Origin of the sequence: Limnohabitans sp. Hippo3 (genome assembly GCF_003063665.1) — a bacterium.
Lineage (GTDB): Bacteria > Pseudomonadota > Gammaproteobacteria > Burkholderiales > Burkholderiaceae_C > Limnohabitans_A.
Genome location: NZ_NESF01000001.1, coordinates 649732 through 672590, shown reverse-complemented (window position 1 = coordinate 672590; position 22859 = coordinate 649732). Strand labels below are relative to the sequence as shown.

At 61.3% G+C, this 22859-nt stretch carries 19 protein-coding genes; 6 read left to right on the top strand and 13 right to left on the bottom strand.

Features of this window, described 5'->3' with window-relative positions:
* The first annotated feature begins 15 nt into the window (after positions 1–15).
* Together B9Z34_RS03175 and B9Z34_RS03170 are read left to right on the top strand one after the other, a co-directional pair.
* Positions 16–1227, top strand: coding sequence for an HlyD family type I secretion periplasmic adaptor subunit (locus tag B9Z34_RS03175; RefSeq protein WP_199220048.1), 1212 nt, complete (start codon positions 16–18; stop codon positions 1225–1227).
* Positions 1228–1263: 36 nt separating this feature from the next.
* A complete protein-coding gene (locus B9Z34_RS03170) occupies positions 1264–2646 on the top strand; it encodes a TolC family protein (RefSeq protein ID WP_108426626.1) in 1383 nt (460 codons plus the stop codon).
* Positions 2647–2670: 24 nt separating this feature from the next.
* On the opposite strand, the gene B9Z34_RS03165 is transcribed toward B9Z34_RS03170, so the two are convergent.
* The 3 genes from B9Z34_RS03165 to B9Z34_RS03155 form a co-directional block, all read right to left on the bottom strand.
* Positions 2671–3387 (bottom strand): response regulator transcription factor, encoded by a 717-nt coding sequence (locus B9Z34_RS03165; RefSeq protein ID WP_199220047.1) that lies wholly within the window; start codon positions 3385–3387, stop codon positions 2671–2673.
* Complete coding sequence (locus B9Z34_RS03160) at positions 3363–5204, bottom strand: ATP-binding protein (RefSeq protein WP_158268692.1); 1842 nt, start codon at positions 5202–5204, stop codon at positions 3363–3365. Before B9Z34_RS03160 ends, B9Z34_RS03165 begins: the two co-directional genes overlap by 25 nt.
* 174 nt (positions 5205–5378) lie before the next feature.
* Complete coding sequence (locus tag B9Z34_RS03155) at positions 5379–6557, bottom strand: GDSL-type esterase/lipase family protein (RefSeq protein ID WP_146179614.1); 1179 nt, start codon at positions 6555–6557, stop codon at positions 5379–5381.
* A gap of 250 nt (positions 6558–6807) precedes the next feature.
* Between B9Z34_RS03155 and flgJ the strand changes: the two genes are divergently transcribed.
* The gene (gene flgJ / locus B9Z34_RS03150; RefSeq protein WP_108426622.1) at positions 6808–7926 is read left to right on the top strand and encodes a flagellar assembly peptidoglycan hydrolase FlgJ; all 1119 of its coding nucleotides are present in this window, start codon (positions 6808–6810) and stop codon (positions 7924–7926) included.
* Between the two features lie 15 nt (positions 7927–7941).
* On the opposite strand, the gene B9Z34_RS03145 is transcribed toward flgJ, so the two are convergent.
* From B9Z34_RS03145 to mutL, 7 genes are all read right to left on the bottom strand, one after another.
* Positions 7942–9912 carry an acyltransferase family protein gene (locus B9Z34_RS03145; RefSeq protein WP_108426621.1) on the bottom strand — a complete coding sequence of 657 codons (1971 nt, stop codon included), beginning with the start codon at positions 9910–9912 and terminating at the stop codon, positions 7942–7944.
* Positions 9909–11375, bottom strand: a complete 1467-nt coding sequence (locus B9Z34_RS03140; RefSeq protein ID WP_108426620.1) for a hypothetical protein — start codon at positions 11373–11375, stop codon at positions 9909–9911. The genes B9Z34_RS03145 and B9Z34_RS03140 overlap by 4 nt, the downstream gene beginning before the upstream one ends.
* 92 nt (positions 11376–11467) lie before the next feature.
* Positions 11468–11944, bottom strand: coding sequence for a hypothetical protein (locus B9Z34_RS03135; protein WP_233249383.1), 477 nt, complete (start codon positions 11942–11944; stop codon positions 11468–11470).
* Positions 11941–12246, bottom strand: a complete 306-nt coding sequence (locus B9Z34_RS03130) for a nucleotidyltransferase family protein (protein ID WP_108426619.1) — start codon at positions 12244–12246, stop codon at positions 11941–11943. The genes B9Z34_RS03135 and B9Z34_RS03130 overlap by 4 nt, the downstream gene beginning before the upstream one ends.
* A 58-nt stretch (positions 12247–12304) precedes the next feature.
* Positions 12305–13258 (bottom strand): tRNA (adenosine(37)-N6)-dimethylallyltransferase MiaA, encoded by a 954-nt coding sequence (miaA, locus tag B9Z34_RS03125; protein WP_108426618.1) that lies wholly within the window; start codon positions 13256–13258, stop codon positions 12305–12307.
* Positions 13255–14472, bottom strand: coding sequence for a multidrug effflux MFS transporter (locus B9Z34_RS03120; protein ID WP_108426617.1), 1218 nt, complete (start codon positions 14470–14472; stop codon positions 13255–13257). The genes miaA and B9Z34_RS03120 overlap by 4 nt, the downstream gene beginning before the upstream one ends.
* Before the next feature lie 376 nt (positions 14473–14848).
* Positions 14849–16885 carry a DNA mismatch repair endonuclease MutL gene (gene mutL, locus B9Z34_RS03115; protein ID WP_108426616.1) on the bottom strand — a complete coding sequence of 679 codons (2037 nt, stop codon included), beginning with the start codon at positions 16883–16885 and terminating at the stop codon, positions 14849–14851.
* A gap of 84 nt (positions 16886–16969) precedes the next feature.
* On the opposite strand from mutL, the gene B9Z34_RS03110 reads away from it, so the two are divergent.
* On the top strand, positions 16970–17608 hold the full coding sequence (locus B9Z34_RS03110; RefSeq protein WP_108426615.1) for a DedA family protein: 639 nt from the start codon (positions 16970–16972) through the stop codon (positions 17606–17608).
* Between the two features lie 6 nt (positions 17609–17614).
* On the opposite strand, the gene B9Z34_RS03105 is transcribed toward B9Z34_RS03110, so the two are convergent.
* Both B9Z34_RS03105 and tsaE read right to left on the bottom strand, forming a co-directional pair.
* Entirely contained in the window at positions 17615–19012 is a 1398-nt protein-coding gene (locus B9Z34_RS03105; protein WP_108426614.1) for an N-acetylmuramoyl-L-alanine amidase, read from the bottom strand.
* On the bottom strand, positions 19002–19625 hold the full coding sequence (gene tsaE / locus B9Z34_RS03100) for a tRNA (adenosine(37)-N6)-threonylcarbamoyltransferase complex ATPase subunit type 1 TsaE (RefSeq protein WP_108426880.1): 624 nt from the start codon (positions 19623–19625) through the stop codon (positions 19002–19004). Before tsaE ends, B9Z34_RS03105 begins: the two co-directional genes overlap by 11 nt.
* On the opposite strand from tsaE, the gene queG reads away from it, so the two are divergent.
* Positions 19608–20696 (top strand): tRNA epoxyqueuosine(34) reductase QueG, encoded by a 1089-nt coding sequence (gene queG, locus B9Z34_RS03095; RefSeq protein WP_108426879.1) that lies wholly within the window; start codon positions 19608–19610, stop codon positions 20694–20696. The genes tsaE and queG overlap by 18 nt on opposite strands.
* Positions 20697–20825: 129 nt before the next feature.
* Here the strand turns inward: queG and B9Z34_RS03090 are convergent, their stop codons facing one another.
* Complete coding sequence (locus B9Z34_RS03090; RefSeq protein ID WP_108426613.1) at positions 20826–21731, bottom strand: AEC family transporter; 906 nt, start codon at positions 21729–21731, stop codon at positions 20826–20828.
* A gap of 146 nt (positions 21732–21877) precedes the next feature.
* Here B9Z34_RS03090 and B9Z34_RS03085 point away from each other — a divergent pair, with 146 nt between their 5' ends.
* The gene (locus B9Z34_RS03085) at positions 21878–22852 is read left to right on the top strand and encodes a tripartite tricarboxylate transporter substrate binding protein BugE (RefSeq protein WP_108426612.1); all 975 of its coding nucleotides are present in this window, start codon (positions 21878–21880) and stop codon (positions 22850–22852) included.
* Positions 22853–22859 lie beyond the last annotated feature (7 nt).

The window sequence follows — 22859 nt, the reverse complement described above, 5'->3', positions numbered from 1 at the left end:
CGTATTTTGTTTTTTATGTTGCTCCTGCTGTTGTGGACTTTTGTTGCCCACTTGGACCGCGTGATCACTGCGCAGGGTAAAGTGGTGCCTTATGACAAAGTCAAGGTCATCCAGCATTTGGAAGGCGGGATCATCAAAACCGTTTTGGTGAGAGAAAACCAGGAAGTCAAGATGGGTGAGCCTTTGGTCGAGTTGGACTTGGCCATGGGCGGGGTCAATGGTGCTGAGTTGAACGCGCGTATGGCGTCGTTTCGTCTGGCACAAATTCGACTGCAAGCCGAAGCCATGGGCACCGAGGCGCGGTGGCCATCCGATCTGGATCCCGCTTACCAGCCAGTGGCAGATGCTGAGCGATCCACATTCCAGGCCCGACGCGCTGAACACATGAACACCTTGTCCGCCATTGATGGGCAGATCACCCAAGGTCGACAGCGTGTCGCAGAGTTGCGCGCAAGGTTGGCTTCTCTGGAGGCCAGTTTGCGCATTGCTCAGCAAGAGTTGGCCATTTCCGAAGGTTTGGTCAAAGACAAACTGGTCTCACAACTGGAACACTTTCAAAGGCGCAGTGCAGTAGAGCGACTGACAGGTGACATCGAAAGTACCCGCCAGGCGATTCCTGGTGCACAAGCTGGCATGGATGAAGCTATGGCACGCCGCCGCGAGGAAGAGTCCAAGTTCCGACGCCGTGCAACCGATGAGCGCACCGAGCTGGAGCGGAAAATGGCCAGTCTGACTGAGGACCTGAACCGTGCACAGGACCAAGAGGGTCGCGCCATCATTCGGGCGCCGATTGATGGCGTGGTGAAAAACGTTAAGTACCAGTCGGTGGGGAACGTGGTCAAGTCCGGTGAACCCATCATGGAGGTTGTGCCCTTGAAAGACCAATTGGTGGTGGAGCTCAAGCTGAGCCCTGCTGATCGTGGCTTGGTCATGCTGAACCAGGCCGCGTTGGTCAAAGTGTCGGCTTATGACTTTTACCGTTACGGGGGCTTGGACGGCCATGTGACCGCCATTGGTGCAGACACCGATTCAGGCCGTAACGAAGAGCAGTTTTATCGTGTGGTGGTGAGCACCAAGCGATCTCACTTGGGCAATACAGCCGGCGTCATGCCGATTTCGCCTGGCATGACAGCCGAGGTGGACATCAAGGTCGACACCCAGTCTGTATTTTGGTCTTTGCTGCGTCCCGTCATGAAGCTCAAACACGAAGCTTTCCGTGAAATTTAACCTTCCTTTTTACAAGACCCTAGGTCAGGAGAAACCATGAAAAAATCAAATCTGAATGCAGTTGCCACATTGGTGCTCAGCTTGTTGGCCACCCAAGCCAACGCAGGCCCTCTGGAGGCTGAACTGAAAAATGTTCTGGAAATCCACCCAGCCATCAAGGCTGCCCGGCTGGCAACACAGGCATCGAAAGACCGTGTGGCCGCAGCAAAGGGAGCTTACTATCCTAAAGTCATCTTGTCAGGTGACACGGGTAAAGAAGACATCACGACCACTTCTTACAGTCAGGGCGTTCCGAGTGCGACACCTTCTGCTTCTGATCTGAACAGAAAAAAAGTCGGCCTGTCTGTGGAGCAAAGTCTCTTCAATGGCGGGCGTCGCGAAGCATCGGTAGATTTGGCCAACATCGACAATACCTTGCAGACCAAAAATTACGAGACACAAGTGCAGGATGTGCTGATGGAGGCGATCGCTGCTTATCTGCAGGTGGCACGCTATCAGACCTTGATCGGCTTGGCCAAGCTGAACGAAGAGACCACACAGCAACAACTCGACATGGAAAGCAAGCGTGTCCAGGGCGGAGCCGGCATTGCAGTGGACGTGTTGCAAGCGCGCAGTCGTTTGCAAATTGTGCGTGAGCGTCGCGTGTTTTATGAACAAGGTCTGCGCGATGCCTCTGCCAACTACGAGCAGGTTTTCGGCCGCCCACCCGTGTTGGCCGCTATTCAGGACTTCGGTGCGTTTGAAGAGAAGTTGCCTGGAAACATTGTGGCTGCGCTTGAGCGGGGCATGGCCAATAACCCACGCCTGAAGGCTGCCGCTTTACAAATTGAGCGCGCCAAAAAATCCATTGACATGGAGAAGTCGGCATTCGCGCCCACCGTGGATTTGGTGGCCATGCGTGCTTCAGAACGTAATGTGAGTCAGTTGGCCAAAAAGGAAGAAACATCCTTGTTGCTCAAATTCAACTGGGTACTCTTTTCGGGCAATGACACCACCAACCGTACAGCCGCTGCTGTGAAAGAACGTGACGAACAAGAGGCACGTGAGTCCATCACAGCCAACAAAATCAAGGAAATGATTCGCATCAATTGGAACCAATTGATGAACGGCTCTGAGCGATTGGAGTTGCTCGACAGCGCTGCGAAAATTGCCAAAGACGTCATGGAAGATCGCAAGCGCCTGCGCGATGCAGGCAAGGAGTCGGCGATCATTGTGCTGGATGCCGAAGTGGAGTACTACGGCGTCCTGGCCAACAAAGTCAATGCCTTGTATGACACCAAAATTGGCAGCTACCGCTTGCTTTCAAGCTTGGGAGAGTTGACGCCTGAAGCATTAGGTTTGGATGGGCAATTTGCCATCAGCGTCAAACCATTGGCTGTTGATCTGGCTCAGATCGCAGCCCCCATCAGCAAAAAATAAAGCGATAGCCATGTCGCAGGGGGCTCAAATCACTTGTATGGAAACACACAATTGGTAGCCATGCCCTCTGACTGATTCGATGCAGGTTGCGCTGGCACCTGCATCGATCAGCTTTTTGCGCAGTCGCACGATGCGCACTTCCAGGCTGGCTTTGGGGTAAGTGTCGAGATTCAAGCCCAGCGTTTCTGCAATTTGCCAATACGCGATGCGCAAGCCTGGTGCTCGGCTGAACGCTGACAGCAAGGCAGTTTCCGATGCGGTCAGCGAGACAACCTTGCCGCCTGGTTTGCTCAGTTGCATGAGTTGCTGGGTCACTGTGAACAGTTCCGTTTGGTGCTGTTCAAGCAGGCTGCTGATGCTCTGACGGCGACGACCCAATGCGGCGACTGCTGCGCACAACTCGGGCACTTCCACTGGCTTGCTCATGTACAGGTCTGCTCCCCTGGCATAGCCTTCCAGTTTGTCTTGAAGGCCAGACCGTGCTGTGACAACAATCAGCCCGGCAAGTGGATAGGCTGCGCGTACGCGCTCTGTCAGACTCAGGCCATCTTCTCCAGGAAGATTCAAATCAATCAGGAAAATGTCAGCAGGTTGCCCTGCAGCAACGTCCTCCAGTTCTTCAGCACATGAGAGGTCTGTCACATGGTGGCCAGCCTCTTCCAAGGCTTGCTTGACCATTTTTCGAAGGATGTCATGGTCTTCCACCAAGACAATGTTCAGATGGGGTTGAGAGGTAGCCACAGTTCAAATTGGACAAGGTGATGGGTGGGGCGGTAGCTCAGTCTGCCGCGTAGACTTTTAGCCAGGTGCTGTGCCAGGAAAAGACCCAAGCCTGAGCCTGATTCCCGTTGCGCGCCGGAAGACCTGTAAAACTTGTTGAACAGCAATTCCGAATCTGGCCAGCCAGCCACACCCGGCGTGTTACTGATGAATAAGCTCAGTCCGTCTTGATCTTGTTCACGGTGCGGTTTTAAATCGATCTCGATGGGGGTGAGTGGGTCGCTGTATCTGGCGGCGTTGTCCATCAGGTTGCTGAGGACAATCTGAAACAATTGCCGGTCGCTGTTGAGTTCAGCTATCGTGGGGAAGTTGAGTTGAAGTCTGTCCTTAAGACCGGGGATGACTTGACTCAACTGATCGATCATTTGTTGCAGATCAATTTTTTCTATGGTTTGTTTGAGGTCAATTTCGCCCATGCGATCAGCTTGCACGCAGCGTTCAATGATGGTTTTCATCTCTTGGACAGCTTGACCTGCCAAGGCCAGGTTTTCTGCCCGGTTACCGCGTGTCCCAAGGGCTATTGAGACCACAGAGAGCGGCGTTTTAAGCTCATGCATGAGCATGTTCAGAAATTGTGATTGCTCATTACGGCGTTGTTGTTCCAGTTGAATGTCTTTTTGGGCTTTTTGCAGCTTCCATTCGGTGCGTTGGTTTTCAAGGGTTTGCCTTTGGCCTCTTAAAAAAAGCATAACCGTCATCGCCAACCCGGTCACCATGCCATGAACGATCAGGATATACAGTGTCCATGCTTCATTTTGCATCCAGCCCACAATGCCCAGCAGTGCAAAAAATAGCACGCCCATCAGTACAAAGTAGTAACCGAGCATCACTCTGCGAGGAATAAGCTGAACCACTGAAGCATCCGGTTTACAGGACCAGGCGACGGCCAGCAAAAGCACAATGATGATTTGCAAGGAGTGAATGGTGAGTTGCAACGCCAGTCGCTCGTAACCCATCAAGAAAAGAACCAGCAGGCCAAGGCTCAGCCAGCTAGCGGCTTTGAACAGTTTCAGTAGAGTGGGGTTGGGGTTGTAAGTGGACAAAAATGCGCTGTCAAATCTTGCGCCCAGAAAAATCGTGGTTGTTACGCTGATGGAAAACGCGTTGTCAAAGAATGCCGGGGGCAGCCAGTCTGACAGCAGCAAGTTTGGCATGCCCAAAAATGCAAACCCGTAGTAGGCGAAACTGATGTGCCGTAAAAGGTAGGCCCCCAGAATACGGTCTCGCTGAACCCACCAGGCGGACATCAGCACCACAAGCATCAGCAACAAAATGGCCGAATGCACGGAGGCCCAGAATATTTCCTGGGTGATCGACCAAGCGAGTTCGTCAGTTGACTGAACTTCAAGATGCAGCCTGTGCGTACTGGTGGTTTCCAGACGGAGCCAGATATCACGTGGACTGTTGTGAGGCCGCAGTTCGATGGTATGGCCCAGAGCACGAAAAATTGTTTTGTGGACCGGATGGTGATCGCCTACCTTGACCGTGAAAGCTGGACTGAGCGGGTCGTGAACAGTGACTTCATCCAACCAAGCAGGCGTGATGCGCAGCCCAAGGGGTCTTTCACTGGCGGCTATGCGCAAACGGACCCAGTGAGCTGAGTCGGTGTAACCCCTGCTTAGATCACCTTGGTATGGCCTGTAAATTTGCTTTTGGGCTGTGTCGAAATCTGCCAGAGTACTGTCGTCTTGCCAGTACGCACGTTCCAAAATATACGAGCTGTTTTCAGCGGCAAACGTTGGACCAGACATCAGTCCTGCAAGGATTGAAACGCCCACGAACATACTTTTGCACAAGTGCAAAAGTGTGCGATAGAGATATTGCAAAATTATTGGCATCGACTACTTGGGATTTGACTGTTCACCATCACGGTGATTAAACCCTACGTTTTCCTACGTTTACCTCGCGAGCTTTAGGGCTAGGCGTTTGATTGCCACTTTTGCTTTTCGTACTCACCGCCCCTTGATCGGCACCACACTCGCCATGCTGCGTGCGCTTTGGGTGTAGCCCTCGGGCGTCAGGTGCAGCAGGTCGGCTTGCATCCAGCCGTTGGCCAGCCAGCGCTGTGCGGCACCGGGGCCGCCCATGGCTTTTTGCCAGTGCCAGTGGGTGCAGCCTTTGGCGCTGGCCAGGCGGAACTGGCTGTCGTTGATCAGGCGCACGGTGTTGGACGATCTTTTGGCGTCTGGCGGGCCGATCAGGATGCAGCGGGCCCGGGGGTAGGCGGTTTTCAGGCGGGTGAGGCTGGCACTCAGTTGGGCCTCGTAAAGCGCGACCTTGAAGTCCGGGTCCAGCGATTCGTTGGTGCCCGATTGCAGCATGACCACGTCGTAGCCGACAGTCAGCGGGTCTTGCTGGCGCAGCTGGGCCGTGTCCACCACACGCCAGCCCTTGGCGGTGGCACCGGGAATGCTGAACACATCCAGCACGACCTGTGTTGTGCCTTCGTATACCGGGGCGATGCCGTCGATGCGCAGTTGCCCGGCGATGACCCGCAGCCGCAGCGTGGCAAAGGCTTGCTCGCCCTGCACCCGCAGGCGCTGGGGGCTGCCGGGCCCCAGATTGACGATGGCCTCGGCACCGTCATCGACGCGGATGCCCAGGACCAGCGTGCGCTCGGCCTGGTCTTTGGAAAAGTGGATGTCGGCCCATGTCAGGCGGGTTTGGGCATCGGGGTAGCGAAAGTCCAGCCAGAGGTAAGCGCCCGGGTTGTCGTTGCCCAGGTGGGCCAGGGATTTGGCATACGCCTGGGGGCTTTCGTGGGCCGATCGAAATGCCAGACTCAGCTGCCAGTCGTCACTCAGACAGGCGCGGCGCAGGGGGTGTCGGATGCCCTTGACGCCAAAAGTCGGGGCGATGAAGCTGGGGTGGGTTTGTGCGCGTGGCAGGCGCAAGGCCTCCAGCAGCTTGTCGGTGAAGGTGCCCGATGCCGTGTGGCTGTCACCCCACAGGCCGATTTTGAGACCGGGTGTGTGGTTGTGGTCGGGCGCTGTGTACGCAGCCACCAAGCTGGCTGGCGTATCTTCTGCCACTGGACCGGAGCGCGGCGCGTTGGCCAACGCCCGTGACTTGCTGGCCGGGCAGTTGAACTCGGTCGGCTGGCTCGACCCGCTCACGCGCAGCAGTGCCATGTCCGGCGCAGCGAGGGCGCCGGGCGGGCAGCAGGCCACCAGGATTGCGGCGGCGAATCGGGCAAAGACCGGTGTCAAAAAATGCGTCCGTTAAAACGTGTCAGGCGTGTTTTTACCACTTAGGTGTTGATCCTCTGAGTGGGCTGAGCTTGATTTCAGGCTCGAAAATTGCTTTTTTACCCACAGACTGTGGAATATCCGTCAATTTTCCGGTGTCCGCGCACCTTCTGTGCCGTTCGCCCATGATGCCATGACCCTGCTTGCTGTCACGCCCTTCACGCCCACGGCGTCCGAATCATCGGACCGCCTGGTGGGTGCGTCTGCGCGTTCAGGCACACAGGGGGGGACATTTTCTCAGGCCTTGTCCAGCCTCACCCAGCCGGGCGAGGTGGTCACGGTGCGCCCGGGGGACACCCTGAGCGGCTTGATTCAAAAACGCTTGCAGGAAACGCAGGCATCGCTTCAGCTGTCGGGCGATCAGCTTTACCGCGTGGCGCTCAAGGTGGCGGCTGACAACGGCATTCCCAACGCCAACCTGATTTACCCGGACCAACGGATTGACCTGTCGTCGGCCACCAACTTGGCCATGGCCGAGGCTTTGCAGCCCGATTCACCGGGCCTGCCGGACACCCCTTGGGCGGGTTCCACACCCAGACCCACAGCCCCTGCCAGCCGTGTGGCAGGCCCTTCGGACGGTCCGGCTTCGGCTGGCGCCAAGGCTTTTCTGGCCCAGCATGCCCAAGCCGCCCGCCAGGCCCAGGCGACCAGCGGGATTCCGGCCACGTTCATGGTGGCGCAGGCTGCGCTCGAAACCGGTTGGGGCCAGCACGAAATCCGTTTTGACGATGGCCGCACCTCCCACAACCTGTTTGGCATCCGCGCGGGTGCCAACTGGAAGGGGCCTGTGGCCGAGATCTGGACCACCGAATTCATCAACGGTACTGCGCAAAAAGTGCGGGGGCAGTTTCGTGCTTACGGCAGCTACCAGGAGTCGTTCAACGACTATGCCCGCCTGATCAGCCAGAGCCCGCGTTATGCGAATGCCATGCGCAGCCTGGGCGACCCGCAGGCCTTTGCCTCTGCATTGCAGCAGGCCGGTTACGCCACCGCACCCAATTACGCCAAAGTGCTGGCCTCGGTTATCCAGACCACCCAGCGCCTGCAGGATAGTGTGCCTGCCCTGGCCAGCACGCCTGTGCCCACCACCGCGCAGGTTCTGGGTTTGCGCGGCGGCGGACCACTGGCCCAGGATGCGGGACTGAGCGCCCTGAACATGTTGCCGGGTGCAGCGGCCTTTCCCCTGGTCGCCTCTCGCCAGTGGCGCCAGTCACCCTACGCCGAACTCGGCACGCCCAAAGTCCTGCCCTGACACCGAGGCGAGGGTTCAGTCACCCGATGGGGGCAGGGCCGTTGTCTCGGGGCTGGCCTGGCCAGCTTCGGCTGGCGCAGGCGTGGAGGGCGGCACCGGTGCTGTAAGGGGCATGCCACTGCCTTTGGGCAATGGCGGTCGTTTGACTTGCCGCAGTGTCGGTCCGTTGACCGTGACCTCGGGTTGGCCCAAGGCCATGCGGATCTGGTTGTAATAAGCGTGAATGCCGGCACCCGACAGGTGGATGCCGTCTTGCACAAAATAGTCCGGGTTGGACTGGCCAATCGCATGCCAGTCCACCAGCCGCACATTGTCAAAGCTCTGGCTGACCCGCCCGATCAGCTCGTTGTTGGGCCCGGTCCAGCGCCTGGCACCGTACACATTCAGCACCACCACCGTTTTGCGGTCGCTCAGTTGCGCCAGCAGCGCCCGGAACTGTTTTTCTGCCAAATAGCCATTGGTGCCCAAATGGATGACCGCTGCGTCACCCAGCTGCGCGGTCTCGCGCAGGCTTTGCACCAGCTTCAGGCCATCGCTGCCTTGTCGGCCCACTTTGGCGTCCACCGAGGCCGATGGCAGGCGGCGCTGCAGATAGGGGCTGGCCCCCAGCAAAACCGAGTCGCCCACCAGGGTGACTTTTTGGTAATGGGTGCCGCGGGTGTCGGGGTGTTTCGGCCGCTGGGCATGGACCGCTGCGGGATGAGCGGGGTCGGCCTTCGGGGCGTGCTGAGGTGCTGTGTTCAGGGTGGGGGGCGGCCCTTTGGTGGGGCTGGGGTCTGCAGGCTTGTCGATGGCTGTTGGCGTGTCCTTGCTTGGAGGCAGCGTGCCGGGCACGAAGGCCAGCACTGCGGCGTTCACGCTCACCAGTGTTGCAATGGCCACCGTGGTGCTGCGCCGCCAGGATTGGGCTTTGGCCTTGTGTGTCCAGCGCGTTTCCACCCAGCGGTAAGAGGCTTCGGCGCAAAGCAGGGTGATCACCAGGCGGGCGGCGTTGACCCAGGTCAGCTCCAGCGCGTCGGCTTGGCTGGAAGGCCGCAGCCAGACCACCACCGGCCAATGCCAGAGGTACAGCGAATACGACCGGGCACCGAGCCACAGCATCGGGCGGGTGGACAACATCCAGGCCACCCAGGTGCCTTCGCGGGTGGCCGCGCCGATCACCACGCAGGTGAGCAAGGCCGCCAGCAAAAAGCCGCCTTGGTACAGCCCGGGCATGCCCTCGTGGGTTTCGGCCATGCCCCAGATCAGGGCCGCCAATGCGGCGGTGCCCGCCAGGTTCAGGATTTCGTCGCTGGCTTGAGAGGCCATGCGGATTTTCCAGGGGTTCCACCAGGCGGCCAGGGCCGATCCGGCCAGCAAGCCCATCAAATGGGTGTCGGTGCCCAGGTACACGCGGCTGGGGTCGCCGCCCTCCAGTTGCGTGGTGTAGAGCCAGGCCATCCAGATTGTGCTGGCCACGGCGATCAAGCCCGCCGCCACGCCCAGGCCCGTGCGGCCGGTCCGATTCAACAGCCACAACGCCGCCAGGGGCCAGAGCAGGTAATACTGCTCTTCCACCGCCAAAGACCACAGGTGCTGCAGCAGCCGGGGTTGCTCGATCGCCTCGAAATACGACTGCTGCGCGACGATTTGCCACCAGTTGGACAGGTACAAAAAGGCGGCGGGCAGGTCTTCGCGCAGGCGCGGCAGCGCAGCCGGTTGAAACAACGGCGTGAGTGGTACCAGCAAGAGCAGCATGACCAGGGCCGCCGGGAACAACCGCCGTGCCCGGCGCAGGTAAAACGCCGGGAAATCGATGCGCCCGGATTGGGCGTGCTCTTGCAGCAGCAGCGCCGTGATGATGAAACCCGAGACGGTGAAAAAGATGTCCACCCCCAGAAAACCTGCAGGCAAAAAATGGCCCAAGTTCAGGTGGTAGCCGATCACGGCCAGCACGGCCACGCCGCGCAGACCGTCGAGTCCCGGCAAACGCGCCAAGGCGCTCATGGTTTGGTCAGGCCGAAGTCGGCCATGAAGGTGTTGGCCAGTTCACGGTAACCAGCGGGCGTGAAGTGGATCAGGTCAGGCGCCATGAGCGCCGGGCTCTTGCGCGCCCAGGTGTAGGCGCTGCCCACGCCGCCCATGGCGGCTTGCATGCTCCAGGCCTGGCAGCCGTGCTGGGCCGCCAGGTCGGCCTGGATTTGTCCAATGCGCTCGTGGATGCGTGCGAATTTGAGCAACTGGGCGGCAGGGGCGGCTTTGGCCGTTTGAGGCGGTGCTTTGGGGGCGGGTTTGCCTTTGGGTACCTGTTTTTTGGAAGACTGGTTTTTGGCGCTGGCTGCTGCCTTGGGCCGCTTGGTGGCTCTGGTCTTGGCCACCCGAATGCCCCGGTCGCCCGGTCCGATCAGCACGCACTGGGTTTGTGGAAAGACCCGGCGGAAATTGCCCAGCGCCCGTGAGAGCGTGTCCCGGTAAGCGTCTTCGTTGAAGCGCGGGTCGTTGCCCTCGTTGGTGCCAAAGGCGATCAGGGCCAAGTCGTAGGCCTGGTCGGTGAACCAGGACGCCAAATAGCCCAAATCGCTGCGCACCCAACCCGCCATGGTGGCCCCCGGGTAAGCGAACAAATCCAGGTGCAGGGCGGATGCGGCGGGCGCTGGCGTTTCGGGGAGCTTCAAGCCCTGAAAACGGAAGGCTCCCTCGACCACGCGGATCTGCAAGGTGGACAGCGGCGCGCGGGTCTCCAGCGCCAGGGCGCTCGGGCCTGCGGCGGGCTCGAGTGGCACCAGTGTCTCGGCTTCGCCGTCCACGCTGATGGCCAACTGGGCGCGGCCTGCACCATCGCCGTGGTGCAGGATCTGCAGGCGGTTGTGGCGGGCAAGACCCTGGGCATCGCGCAGGTCCAGCGCCAGTGTGGCGCCGGGGCGTTTGGCCACCAGGCTTGTCATGCCCGGCCCTGGGGCGGCCGCGGCGTCGGCGTGGGCGTAAGCCATTTCGCGGCCCCAGTCGCCAGACAAACAGGTTTTGCGCACCAGTGCCCGCACGCCGCCGTGGCCAACGCCGGCATGGACAAAGCGGCTGGTGACGGTTGCCTCAGCCGGGACCAGTTGGCGCACCATCTGGTCGCTGAAAAAGGCCGCAGCCATGTGGCTGTCGCCCCACACCGCGATGCGCCAGCCGCGCGGATCGCCTTGCAGCCGTGGGCCAGCCAGAGCGGTCGGCGCGGTGCGCTCGGCGCTCGCTTCTTGCAGCGCTTGCGCGACTTCGTCGTCGTCGGGGATTTCGGTGGGTTCAGGGGCAGTGCTGGGTGCTTTTCTTGGTGCAGCACCTTTGCGGGGGCACACCAGCGCAACGTCGCCGCCCCCTGTGTTGGCTATCTGAACGGTCTGCCACTTCACCTGCACGGGCATGACCGGCTCCGATGCCCAAGCCATGGGCCCCCACCAACACACCAACAGAAAGAAAGAACGCATGTCTTGACTTCAAACGCACCTGCGATGCAAAAGTCAAGAGTTTACCCATCGGGTCAGGCACGTCGGTGCACTCAAACTTGAGCAGTGGGAATTCAAGTGCCCTGCAGATTAGCCATCACTGGCGCAATGCCAGCCAGCAAGGCGAGCAAGATGGGGACCGCTGAGATGGCCTCATTCAGATAGGCGGCCTTCAGGGCATCATCCTCGGGGTAGTCGTGTGCAAACCGATTGCGAATGACACGCAGCGATTGCCAGTCGTCCAGCTTAGGTAAATAGCCTAATTTTTCGAGCCGGTGAAGTTTGTCGATCATGGGGCGGTCTTCGTAGGGCTCTTGCAGGTGTTCCAGTAAAGCCGGAAAAAGCCGGGCTCCCAATGTATCTTGCAACTTGGTGAACCTGAGAATGAACTGATCCCAGTCCTGCACAGCTTCGTCGTTGAGTTGGGACAGGGCGTTGGCCGTCAATGGCAGTGTGGGTGCGATGGCTGACATGGCATGGGCCATGTGGTGTGCGTGGCGTTGGCATTGCTGCCAAGCGTCAAGCAGACGGACTTGCGTAGTGTGGGTCACAGCAAAATGCCTTCTTGAAGCGCTACCTGGAAAATCGGTGGATGCGAAAGGCGTCCTGGATAGTCGATCAGCACGTCCACTTTTTGTTCACCCAAACGGTTATAGATTTGGCTCAAAAAACGGGTGTGCGCTTTGGCGATGTCGGCAGGATTGGTCAAGGGAGATTCGATCAACAGGTCTATATCACCGCCTTTGCGGTGTTCGTCGGCGCGCGAACCGAACAAACGCAGACGCGTGCCATGGCCAAAACACGCCAAGGCAGCCTGTTTCAAGGACTCTTTCTCATGTTCAGACAGTCGCATGGCTCAGCCTTTGAAAAACACAGGGAAATCCTAGCATCAATCCCCGCAAAAAGTGCTTTCAAGTCGTCAGCGCCTGCATGACCATCTGTTTGACCTGCGACAGCGCATCGCCCGCTTGGGCATCGACCACCCGCCGCCCCGGCATGCTGCGCAGCCAGGTGATCTGGCGCTTGGCCAGTTGGCGGGTGGCGAATATGCCCCGCTCGCAGATCTCGGCTTCGGTCCAGCCTTCTTGAAGCCCTTGCCAGGCCTGGCGGTAACCCACGCAGCGCATGGACGGCAGGTCCGGGTTCAGGTCGCCGCGTTGGCGCAAGGCCTTGACCTCGTCCATGAAGCCTGCGGCCATCATCTGCTCAAAGCGCAGTGCGATGCGTTGGTGCAGCCAGGCGCGGTCCAGCGGCTCCAGGCTGATGACGGGGATGTGCCAGTCGGGCGCAGCGGCTTTGGCACTTTGGTGAAAGGACGACAGACTTTGTCCGGTGGTGGTCCAGACTTCGAGCGCACGGCCAATGCGCTGGCTGTCGCCAGGGGCCAGGCGGGCGGCAGTTGGCGGGTCCACCCGCGCCAGTTCGGCATGCAGGGCGGGCCAGCCCAGCTGGGCGGCGCGGGTGTGAATTTGAGCCCGCACCTCGGGGTCGGTTGGGGGCATGTCGTTCAGGCCTTCGAGCAGGGCCTTGAGGTAGAGCATGGTGCCGCCCACCAGCAGCGGCGTTTTGCCGCGTGCGCGGATGTCCCGGATGAGGGGGGTCGCATCTTTGGCGAATTCGGCGGCGCTGTAGCTTTGCAGTGGGTCCAGGGTGTCGATCAGGTGGTGCGGCACGGCGGCCAGCTCTTCGCGGCTGGGTTTGGCGGTGCCGATGTCCATGCCCCGGTAGACCAGGGCCGAATCAACGCTGATGATTTCTGCGCCGCCGTGGGGCTGCAGGCTGTCCGCCAAGGCCAGCGCGGCAGCGGTTTTGCCGCTGGCCGTGGGCCCCACCAGGGCGATGGCGTCAACGGAGCGCTGCTTCATGCGGGTTTGGCCGATGCGACCACTGGGCGGCCATGGCGCTGCACACCGGTCCAGCCCACGAAGGTGATGAGAAGGGCGCACAACAGCAGTCCGTGGGCGAGTGCAAACACCGGACGGTCCATGTGGGTGCCCAGCCAGCCACCCATGAAGAAAGCGCCCAGCATCATCAAAAAGCCGTTCAGGGCCGAGGCGGTGCCGGCGCGGTGCGGGAAGGGCGCAACCGCGCCGCTTTGGCCGCAAGGCTGGTGTACACCGTGTCCCAGCATGAAGATGTACATGGGCACCATGACGGCCCAGGCGCCATACCAGTCCTGGCCTTGGCCCGCATAGGCCAAAGCGGCCATGCCCACCCCGCCCGTGATCGTCAGGATGGCGGCGATGCCCACGGTGCGGTGCACGCTGGTGCGTCGCAACATCCAGCGGCACCAGAAAGTGCCCACGATGTAGGACAGCGACATGCTCAGCATCAGAAAGCCGTAGGCCGTTTTGCTGTAGCCCATGAAGGTGACGAAGACAAACGAGGAGCTGGCCAAAAATGTGAAAAGCCCCAGGTAGGACGTGGCCGAAAGAGCGCACCAGGTGAGGAACACCGGGTTGCGCAGGATGTCCAGGTTAGCCCGAAAGAGCGGCCCGGCGCTCAGGGCGTGCGGGTCGGGTTGGGCCAGTGTTTCTTCAAATCGCCAGGCCAGCAGGGCTAGTGTGGCCGCACCGAACACGGCCAGGGCCAGCAGGGCGTAACGCCAACCCAGGGCGTCGGTCAGCATGCCGCCCAGCGGTGCACAGGCGCAGGCGATGATGCCCAGCCCTGTGAGGCCTTGTGACATGACCGTGGCACCCTGCAGCGGCTGGAACAAATCCCGCACCACAGCCCGCGCGGCCATGACGCCCGCCCCCATGGCGATGCCTTGCACCGTGCGCCCGGCGATCAGCCAGGCCATGTCGGGCGCCAGCGCACAAGCGACCGAGGCGAGTGTGTAAGCACCCATGCCCCACAGCAGGATGGGGCGGCGACCAAAGCGGTCGGACAACGGTCCCCAGACGAGTTGCGACAGGCCAAATGCCAACAGCAGCGCCGTGAGGGTGAGTTGGGCTTGACCCATGCCCGCGCCAAAGCCTTGGGTGATGGCGGGCAGGGCGGGCAGATACAGGTCGGTGGTGACGGGTTGCAGGCCGAGCAGCAGGGCGAGGATGAGGACGATCAGTTTTTGTGGCATGCCAGTGTTGGGTCTTGAGTCTTCGTCAGCGTTGGCGCAGGTCTGCTGATTTTTCTTTCTTCTTGGAGCGCGAGCGTCGGGGCCGGTGCGCGGCTGCCCTCATACTCGCTTCGCTCGCCAAATCGGGCAGTCCGCGCACCGGCCCCGACGCTCGCTTTGTGGTTGTTCAAACCAGCCTTTGTTTTTGGGGGCACCGTCACAGGGTCGGCTGCGCTCGCCGCGCGGAGCTCGCGATTTGGCGAGCGAAGCGAGTATGAGCGAGACCGCGCGGCGAGTGCGGCTGACCCGGGTTCAGACCACAAGCGCGACCGAGTGAAAGGTGCCCCTGACTCGGACTCCGGCCTCGGACGGTTTTCTAAGTGGGGTATTCCCGCCATCACCGACCCCGCAAAAACAGCGCATCCAGATCCCGCATCGTCATCTGACGCCATGTGGGACGGCCGTGGTTGCATTGGTCGGAGCGCTCGGTTTCTTCCATTTGGCGCAGCAAGCCGTTCATCTCGTCAAGCGTCAGGCGGCGGTTGGCGCGCACGGCGCCATGGCAGGCCATGGTCGCCAGGATCTCGTTTTGGGCGCGTTGCACCACCGTGCTGGCGTCGTGCTGGGCCAGTTCGGCCAGCACGCTGCGGGCCAGCTCCACCGCATCGCCTTGCGGGAGGCTTGTGGGCACTGCCCGCACGGCCAGGGTTTTGGCCGACAGGGGCGAGATTTCCAGGCCGAGTTGTTCCAGCGCCTCGGCGCAGGCTTCGGCGGTGGCCACTTCGGTCGGGGTGGCGGCAAAGGTGGCGGGGATCAGCAGGGGTTGGCTGGCGATGCGCGGACCTTCACCGTCGGTGGTGTTGAGCTGGTTTTTCAGGCGCTCGTAGACGATACGCTCGTGCGCGGCGTGCATGTCGACCACCACCAAACCTTGCTTGTTTTCGGCCAGGATGTAGACGCCGTGCAACTGCGCCACGGCACGGCCCAGCGGCCAGTCGCCTTCGGGCAGGGGTGCGGCAGGTGTCTCTGTGGCCCTGTAGGAGCTTGCCCCTGCAAGCGAATCCCCTTGTGCAGCAGCTGAGCCTGTTTCAATGAGGGAGGTCGCCCCTGCTCGCGAATGGCCTTCGGCCGCTGGAGCAGCCTCCCACACGCCTGCTGCCTCTGCGGCGTGCGGTGAGGGCTGCGAGGGCTGCCAAAGCGCCTTCAGGTCGGCCATGGCCTGCTCGCCATCGACGCGGGGGCGCAAAAAACCAGCAGGCTTGTAGGTTGGGGCGCTGAAGTTCGACGTTGCGGGACGCTCAAATGCCATGCCGCCTTGTTGCCAGCTGGCCGATTCGGGCAGGGCTTTGATGACGGGCGCTTTCAGGTCAAAGTTGCTGGCGCTGCTGTCCGTTTCATCGTTGAGGTTTTGCGAGCGCGGCGCAGCCAGCGCGTTTTCCAGCGCGTGGCGCACGGCCTGGTGCACGGCCCGGCTGTCCCTGAAACGCACTTCGATCTTGGTCGGGTGCACGTTCACATCGACCAGCGTGGGGTCGATCTGCATGAACAAGGCGTAGGCGGGTTGCTTGTTCCCGTGCAGCACGTCTTCGTAAGCGCTGCGCGCCCCGTGCATGACCACTTTGTCGCGCACAAAACGGCCATTCACATAGGCAAACTGGTGGTCGGGCCGCGAGCGGGCGGCGTCGGGCAGACCTGCGCGGCCGATCACCTTGAGCGGACCAGCGTTGTATTCCACCGCAATGGACTGCGCCACGAATTCTTCGCCCAGCACATCGGCCAGGCGTTGCTCCAGCCCGGCTGTGCCGGGGTGCACGCGCCACTGCTCGACCAGCTTGCCTTCGTGCCAGATGGCAAAGCCCACGTCGGGACGGGCCAGGGCGTGGCGGCGCACGGCTTCGATGCAGTGCGCCAGCTCGGTGCTGTCGCTTTTCAAAAACTTGCGGCGGGCGGGGGTCGAGAAAAACAGCTCTTTGACTTCCACCGTGGTGCCAATGGCGCGGGCAGCGGGGCGGATCTCGCCCGTGCGGCCGTCCAGGGCAAAGGCGGTGGGCTGACCGTCCATGCGCGAGAGCAGGGTCAGTTCGGACACCGAATTGATGGCGGCCAGCGCCTCGCCCCGGAAACCCATGGTCATGACCGATTCGAGTTCATCCAGGTTGCCGATCTTGCTGGTGGCGTGGCGTTTCAGGGCCACAGGCAACTCGTCCGGGGCGATGCCACTGCCATCGTCTTCCACCGAAATCAGCCGGGTGCCGCCACCCATCAGGCGCAGGGTGATGCTGCGCGCGCCCGCGTCCATGGCGTTGTCCACCAGTTCGCGCACCACCGAGGCGGGTCGCTCGACCACCTCGCCTGCAGCGATCTGGCTGATCAGTTCGTCGGGGAGTTCGCGAATGGGGCGGCGCGCGTGGGCCGGGGTCTGTTGAGTAGTCACAGCCTGATTTTAGGGCTTGTGATCGTTGCATCTGGTCGTGGGAGGCCGCCCCTGCGGCCGAATGCCTGCGGGGATAATCGGCGCATGGACATCTTGCTGCAACTCGTTGATTTCATCCTCCACGTCGACCGCTACTTGGAGGCCTTTGTTGCCCAATATGGGGCCTGGGTCTATGCCCTGTTATTCCTCATCATTTTTGTGGAAACCGGCGTTGTGGTCATGCCGTTTTTGCCGGGCGACTCGCTGCTCTTCATCGTCGGGGCCATGTGCGGCGTGGGTTTGATGAGCCTGCCGCTGGTGATGGGTTTGCTGCTGGTGGCGGCCATTTTGGGCGACCAGACCAACTACACGATCGGGCGTTACTTTGGCCCCCGGGTGTTCCAGTGGGAAGATTCGCGTTTTTTCAGCCGCAAGGGCTTTGACCAAGCCCACGCGTTTTACGAAAAATACGGCGGCATCACCATCATCCTGGCGCGTTTCATGCCGTTCATTCGCACTTTTGTGCCCTTTGTGGCGGGTGTGGCCGAGATGACCCGCAGCAAATTCACCCTGTTCAATGTGGTGGGGGGCTTCATTTGGGTGGTGGGCCTGACCTTGGCCGGTTACCTGTTTGGCAATTTGCCCTTTGTGCAGACGCACCTGTCCAAGATCATTTGGGCCTTGATCATCGTGCCGGGCCTGATCGCCATGTTTGGGGCGTGGAAGGCCCGGCGGGCTGTCTGAAGGTCCTCACAGGCTCCGGTTGCGTGCCAGCGGCGGGTTTCGCGAGAAATATTGCAGGATGCCGCGCATCAGGGCATCGGTCAGCTGCTTTTGGTAGGCGTCGCTGCGCAGTTTTTCTTCTTCTTCCGGGTTGCTGATGAAGGCAGTTTCCACCAGCACGCTCGGAATGTCCGGGGCTTTGAGGACCGCAAAACCCGCTTGCTCGACCCGGGGTTTGTGCAATTTCCCAACGCCGCCGATCTCGCGCAGCAAGCTGCCGCCCAGCTGCAGGCTGTCCTTGATTTGCGCTGCGGTGCTCATGTCCAGCAAGGCACGCTGAACCTGCGCGTCCTGGCTTCCCAGGTTGATGCCGCCGATCAAGTCGGCCTTGTTTTCTTTTTGGGCCATCCAGCGGGCCGCACTGCTGGAAGCCGCCCCTTGGCTGAGCGCAAACACGCTCGCGCCTTTGGCCTGGGGCGTGTAAAACGCATCGGCGTGGATGCTGACGAACAGGTCGGCTTGCACGCGGCGCGCCTTTTGAACCCTGACATGCAGGGGCACAAAGAAGTCGGCGTCGCGGGTCAGGTAAGCCCGCATGGGGCTGCCGTTCACGCTGCTGGCGTTGATGCGGTCGCGCAGCAGTTGGGCAATTTTCAGCACCACGTCTTTTTCGCGGGTGCCGCCGGGGCCGATGGCACCGGGGTCTTCACCGCCATGACCCGGGTCCAGCGCGATCACGATCAGCCGGTCGGTGGCCGGGGTGTTGGCCGGGCGCGGCGGGTGGTTGGGGTTGTCCATCACGGCCGAGGGGGCGGGTTCAAAGTCCTGCTTGCGGGTGCTGGGTGCCGCTGGCGGTGGTGATGGCTTGTTGGCGTTGGACTGACCTTGCTTGGCCATCCACTCGCTCAAAGGATCGTTCGCCTGGGCGGCAGGGGGCAAGCTGCTGGAACTCGCCGCTGCCTTGGCCGAAGCACGCTCCTGGATCAGTTGCTCCAGCGGGTCTGCCGCTTGTGAGGGGTACAGGTCGAGCACCAAGCGGTGGGCATAGGCGGCCACAGGCTGCAAGGTGAAAACTTGGGGCGCGATGGGGCGTTTGAGGTCGATCACCAGCCGCACAGTGCTGGCATTGAACTGGCCCACGCGAATGCCCGCGATGTTGGGGTCGGACGCCTGCACTTTGCCCACCAGTTCACGCAAGGCGGCGTTGAGTTCCATGCCTTCAATGTCCACCGCCAGTCTGGGCGGCGAGTCGATGAAGGTTTGCCGGGTCTTGAGTGCGGTGTCCGACTCGAGCGTGACGCGGCTGTAATCGGGCGCTGGCCAGATGCGCACGGCCAGCATGTTGGCGCCGCGCGCCAGCTGAGCGGCCCCCAAACTGAGTACCAGCAGGCCTGCTTTGACCAGGCGGCGGCGATCAGCCTGCATGTCCGGCCTCCGGGTGAGTTTGTGCCCAAGTTTGCAGCCAGTGCTGGCCCCGCTCTGTGGCCGCGCTGATGTGCACCTGGCGCTGGTCTTCGTCGATGGCGTCGAGCGCAATCACCCAGTCGGGCGGCGGCAGTTGCCCGGCCACCTTGTCGGGCCATTCCATGAGCTTGAGGCCCGGCCCGGCAAAGATGTCGCGAAAGCCGGCGTCTTCCCATTCTTGGGGGTCGTTGAAGCGGTAAAAGTCGAAGTGCCAGATGGGCCAGGCGCTGTCGTCTTCGCTTGTGCCTGTGCCCGCCTGGTGCGGCTCGACCACGGCGTAGGTCGGGCTTTTGATGCGACCTGTCACCCCGGCCGCACGCAGCAGGTGGCGCACCAAGGTGGTCTTGCCCGCACCCAGGTTGCCGCGCAACTCAATGCGGGCATCGCGCCCGCCCGGCCAGTTTTGCAAGGCGGCGCTCAGTTCTTCGGCAAAGGCCTGCGTGGCGGCTTCATTCGGCCACAAGCCCGCCCAGGCGCGTGGTGCGGTAGGGCTTCCTACAATCGGCGGGTGACTGCTCAACGTACTCAAATCGACCTTCCTGAACTGTGGGCCCAGATCCAGATCTGGGCGCATGACGTGGGATTGTCCCAAATTGGCGTGGCGGGCATCGATTTGTCCTCGGCCGAGCCCGGATTACAGGCTTGGTTGGCCGCAGGGTTTCACGGCAGCATGGGCTATATGGAAAGCCACGGCATGAAGCGCGCCCGCCCGGCTGAACTGGTGCCGGGCACGCTGAGCGTGATCACTGCCCGCATAGATTATTTGCCGCAGGACACACCGCCCGACTGGCTGGCCCGTGAAACCGCCCGCAGCCTGCAGCCGGGCGAAGCCGTGGTTTCCCTCTATGCCCGGGGACGCGATTACCACAAGGTCTTGCGCAGCCGCCTGCAAAAACTGCAGGACCGCATCGCCCAGGCGATTGGCCCCTTTGGTCACCGCGTGTTCACCGACTCGGCCCCCGTGATGGAGGCCGAGCTGGCCCAGCGCAGTGGCTTGGGCTGGCGCGGCAAACACACCCTGGTGCTGAACCGCGAGGCCGGGTCGATGTTTTTTCTGGGCGAGTTGTTTGTGGACTTGGCCCTGCCCGAAACGCCCGCCACCTCGGCGCACTGCGGCCAATGCAGCGCGTGTATGGATCTGTGCCCCACCCAGGCCATCGTGGGGCCTTACAAGCTGGATGCACGGCGCTGCATTTCTTATTTGACGATCGAGCACGCCGGGCCCATCGACGAGGCACTGCGCCCTTTGATCGGTAACCGCATTTACGGCTGCGACGACTGCCAGCTGGCCTGCCCCTGGAACAAGTTTGCGCAAGTCAGCCCTTTGCCCGATTGGCAGATCCGCGAGGGCTTGGGTGCGGGCAGCATCACAGCGCTGATGGCTTGGGATGAGGCCGAGTTTTTGCGCCGCACCGAAGGCAGTGCCATCCGCCGCATCGGCCACGTCCGCTGGCTGCGAAATTTGGCCCTGGCAGCGGGCAACGCACTGGCGTCAGGGGACTTGTCGGCGGATGAACAGCGAGGCTTGCAGCAGGCCCTCGCCGTCCACACTAAGCACCCCGACCCGGTGGTGCAGGAGCAGGTGGCTTGGTCGCTGGCCCGTATGCGCGGTCATGACCCATCGGTTTCGTCACCCCCGACTTGATCGGGGGTCCATGCCTTCGGCCTCCATGGATACCCGCATTCGCGGGTATGACCCTTCGGTTTTGTTACCCCCGATCAAGTCGGGGTGACGGTTGTTGGTGTCGGGGGTGACGCGTCGCGCAGTTCTGCGTCAGCGCAGCACTCCCAGCGCAAACGGCAAACTCCACATCCCTGACAAGGTCGACAGCGTGACCAGTCCCGCCACATAGGGGCCGTTGTAGCCCATGCGGGCGGCCAGCACGTAGCAGGTGGATGCCGTGGGCAAAGCTGAAAACGCCAACAGCACCGTGGTTTGCAGGGCGTCCAGCTGAAACAGGCGGGACATGCCCAGGGCGATCAAAGGCAGCAGCAGGTGTTTGACCGTCAGCACGCTCAGGCCCAGCAGTTTGCCCTGGCGTAAGGTGCCCAGCTGCATGCCCGCGCCCGCGGCCATCAAACCCAATGCCAAAGACGCAGCGCCGATCCGGCTGACGCTGGGGTCGAGCCATTCAGGAATGCGCAAGCCCAGCAGGTTGGCGGCCAAACCGGAGCCGGTGGCAATGATCAGGGGGTTGCGCAACAGCTCGCGCAAAAAACCGGTGTTGGCATGCCGGGCCATGGGCCAGACCGCGCCGATGTTGAACAGCGGCACGCACACCCCGATCAGCACCGAGATCATGAGCAGGCCTTCGGGGCCAGCCAGGCGTTCGGCCAGCGCCAGCGCAATGAAGGAGTTGAAGCGAAAGCCCACCTGGGCGCTGGCCGCATGGTCGCGCCGGTCCAGTCGCTGGCCCAAGATGGGCCAATAGGGCAGGCTGTACGACAGGGCAATCGCACACAAGCCCAGACTCAGCCCCGCCCCGATCAGGCTGGAGGCCGCATTCAGGTCCAGCGGGCTTTTCACGATGGAGTGAAACAGCAGCACAGGGAACAGAAAAAAATACACCAGACTTTCCACCTGTTGCCACACCGGGCGGTTCAAGGCGGTGAAGCGGCAGATCAGATAGCCGCACAAAATCAGGGAAAAATCGGGAAAGAGGAGTTGGGCAAAGTTCACTCGTCTAGGATAACTGACCCTTTAAGGTGCCCTGGCGCTGTCTTGTCACCTGAGGTTCATGCATTTTTTGACGGTTTGATGGTTTCCCCTCTCACAAAAGCCCACCGTCTTTGCCTATCATGTGCCATCTTTCAAGGAGTTTTCGAATGAAGCGTCGCTGTTTGGTTTCTGTGACCGGTCTGGCTGTCACCCTCTTGGCCAGTGGTTCTGTGTGGGCACAGGCTTATCCCAACAAACCCATCAAGTTGCAGGTCCCTTTCGCACCCGGTGGCACCACCGACATCGTCGCCCGCGTGATTTCAGAGCCTTTGGGCAAAGCCCTGGGCCAAAGCGTCATCGTCGAAAACAAAGCCGGTGGTGGTGGTGTGGTGGGCGCGACCGAAACGGCGCGTGTCGCACCCGACGGGTACAACCTGGGCATGGCCACTGTGTCGACCACCGCCGCCAACCCGGCCATCAACCCCAAGATCCCGTACAACGTCCTGACCGATTTCACGCCCATCATCAACATCGCGGCCACGCCCAACGTGATCGCGGTGCACCCCAGCTTCCCGGCCAAGGACTACAAAGGCTTTTTGGCCGAAATCAAAAAGAACCCGGGCAAGTACTCCTACGCATCGTCGGGCACGGGCGGCATCGGCCACCTGCAAACCGAGCTGTGGAAGAGTCTGGCGGGCGTGTTCATCACGCACATTCCTTACCGCGGCGCAGGTCCGGCCCTGAACGACACGGTGGCGGGCCAGGTGCCGATCATTTTTGACAACCTGCCTTCGGCCCTGCCATTCATCCAAACCGGCAAATTGGTGCCGATCGTGGTGGCCGCACCTCAGCGCCTGCCCCAGTTGCCCAACGTGCCAACCTTCAAGGAAATTGGGCTGGAGCCGGTCAACCGCATGGCCTATTACGGCATTCTCGGCCCCAAAAACCTGCCCAAAGAGGTGGTGGACAAGATCAGCGCGGGTGTGAAAAAGGCCTTGCAAGAGCCCGGCGTGACCAAGCGCATCAACGACACTGGCTCCTTGATCGTGGCCAACTCGCCCGAAGAATTCACGGCCCAGATCAAGGCCGAGTTCGAGGTCTACAAAAAAGTCGTGGACCAGCAAAAACTCAAGCTGGACTGATGCCAGT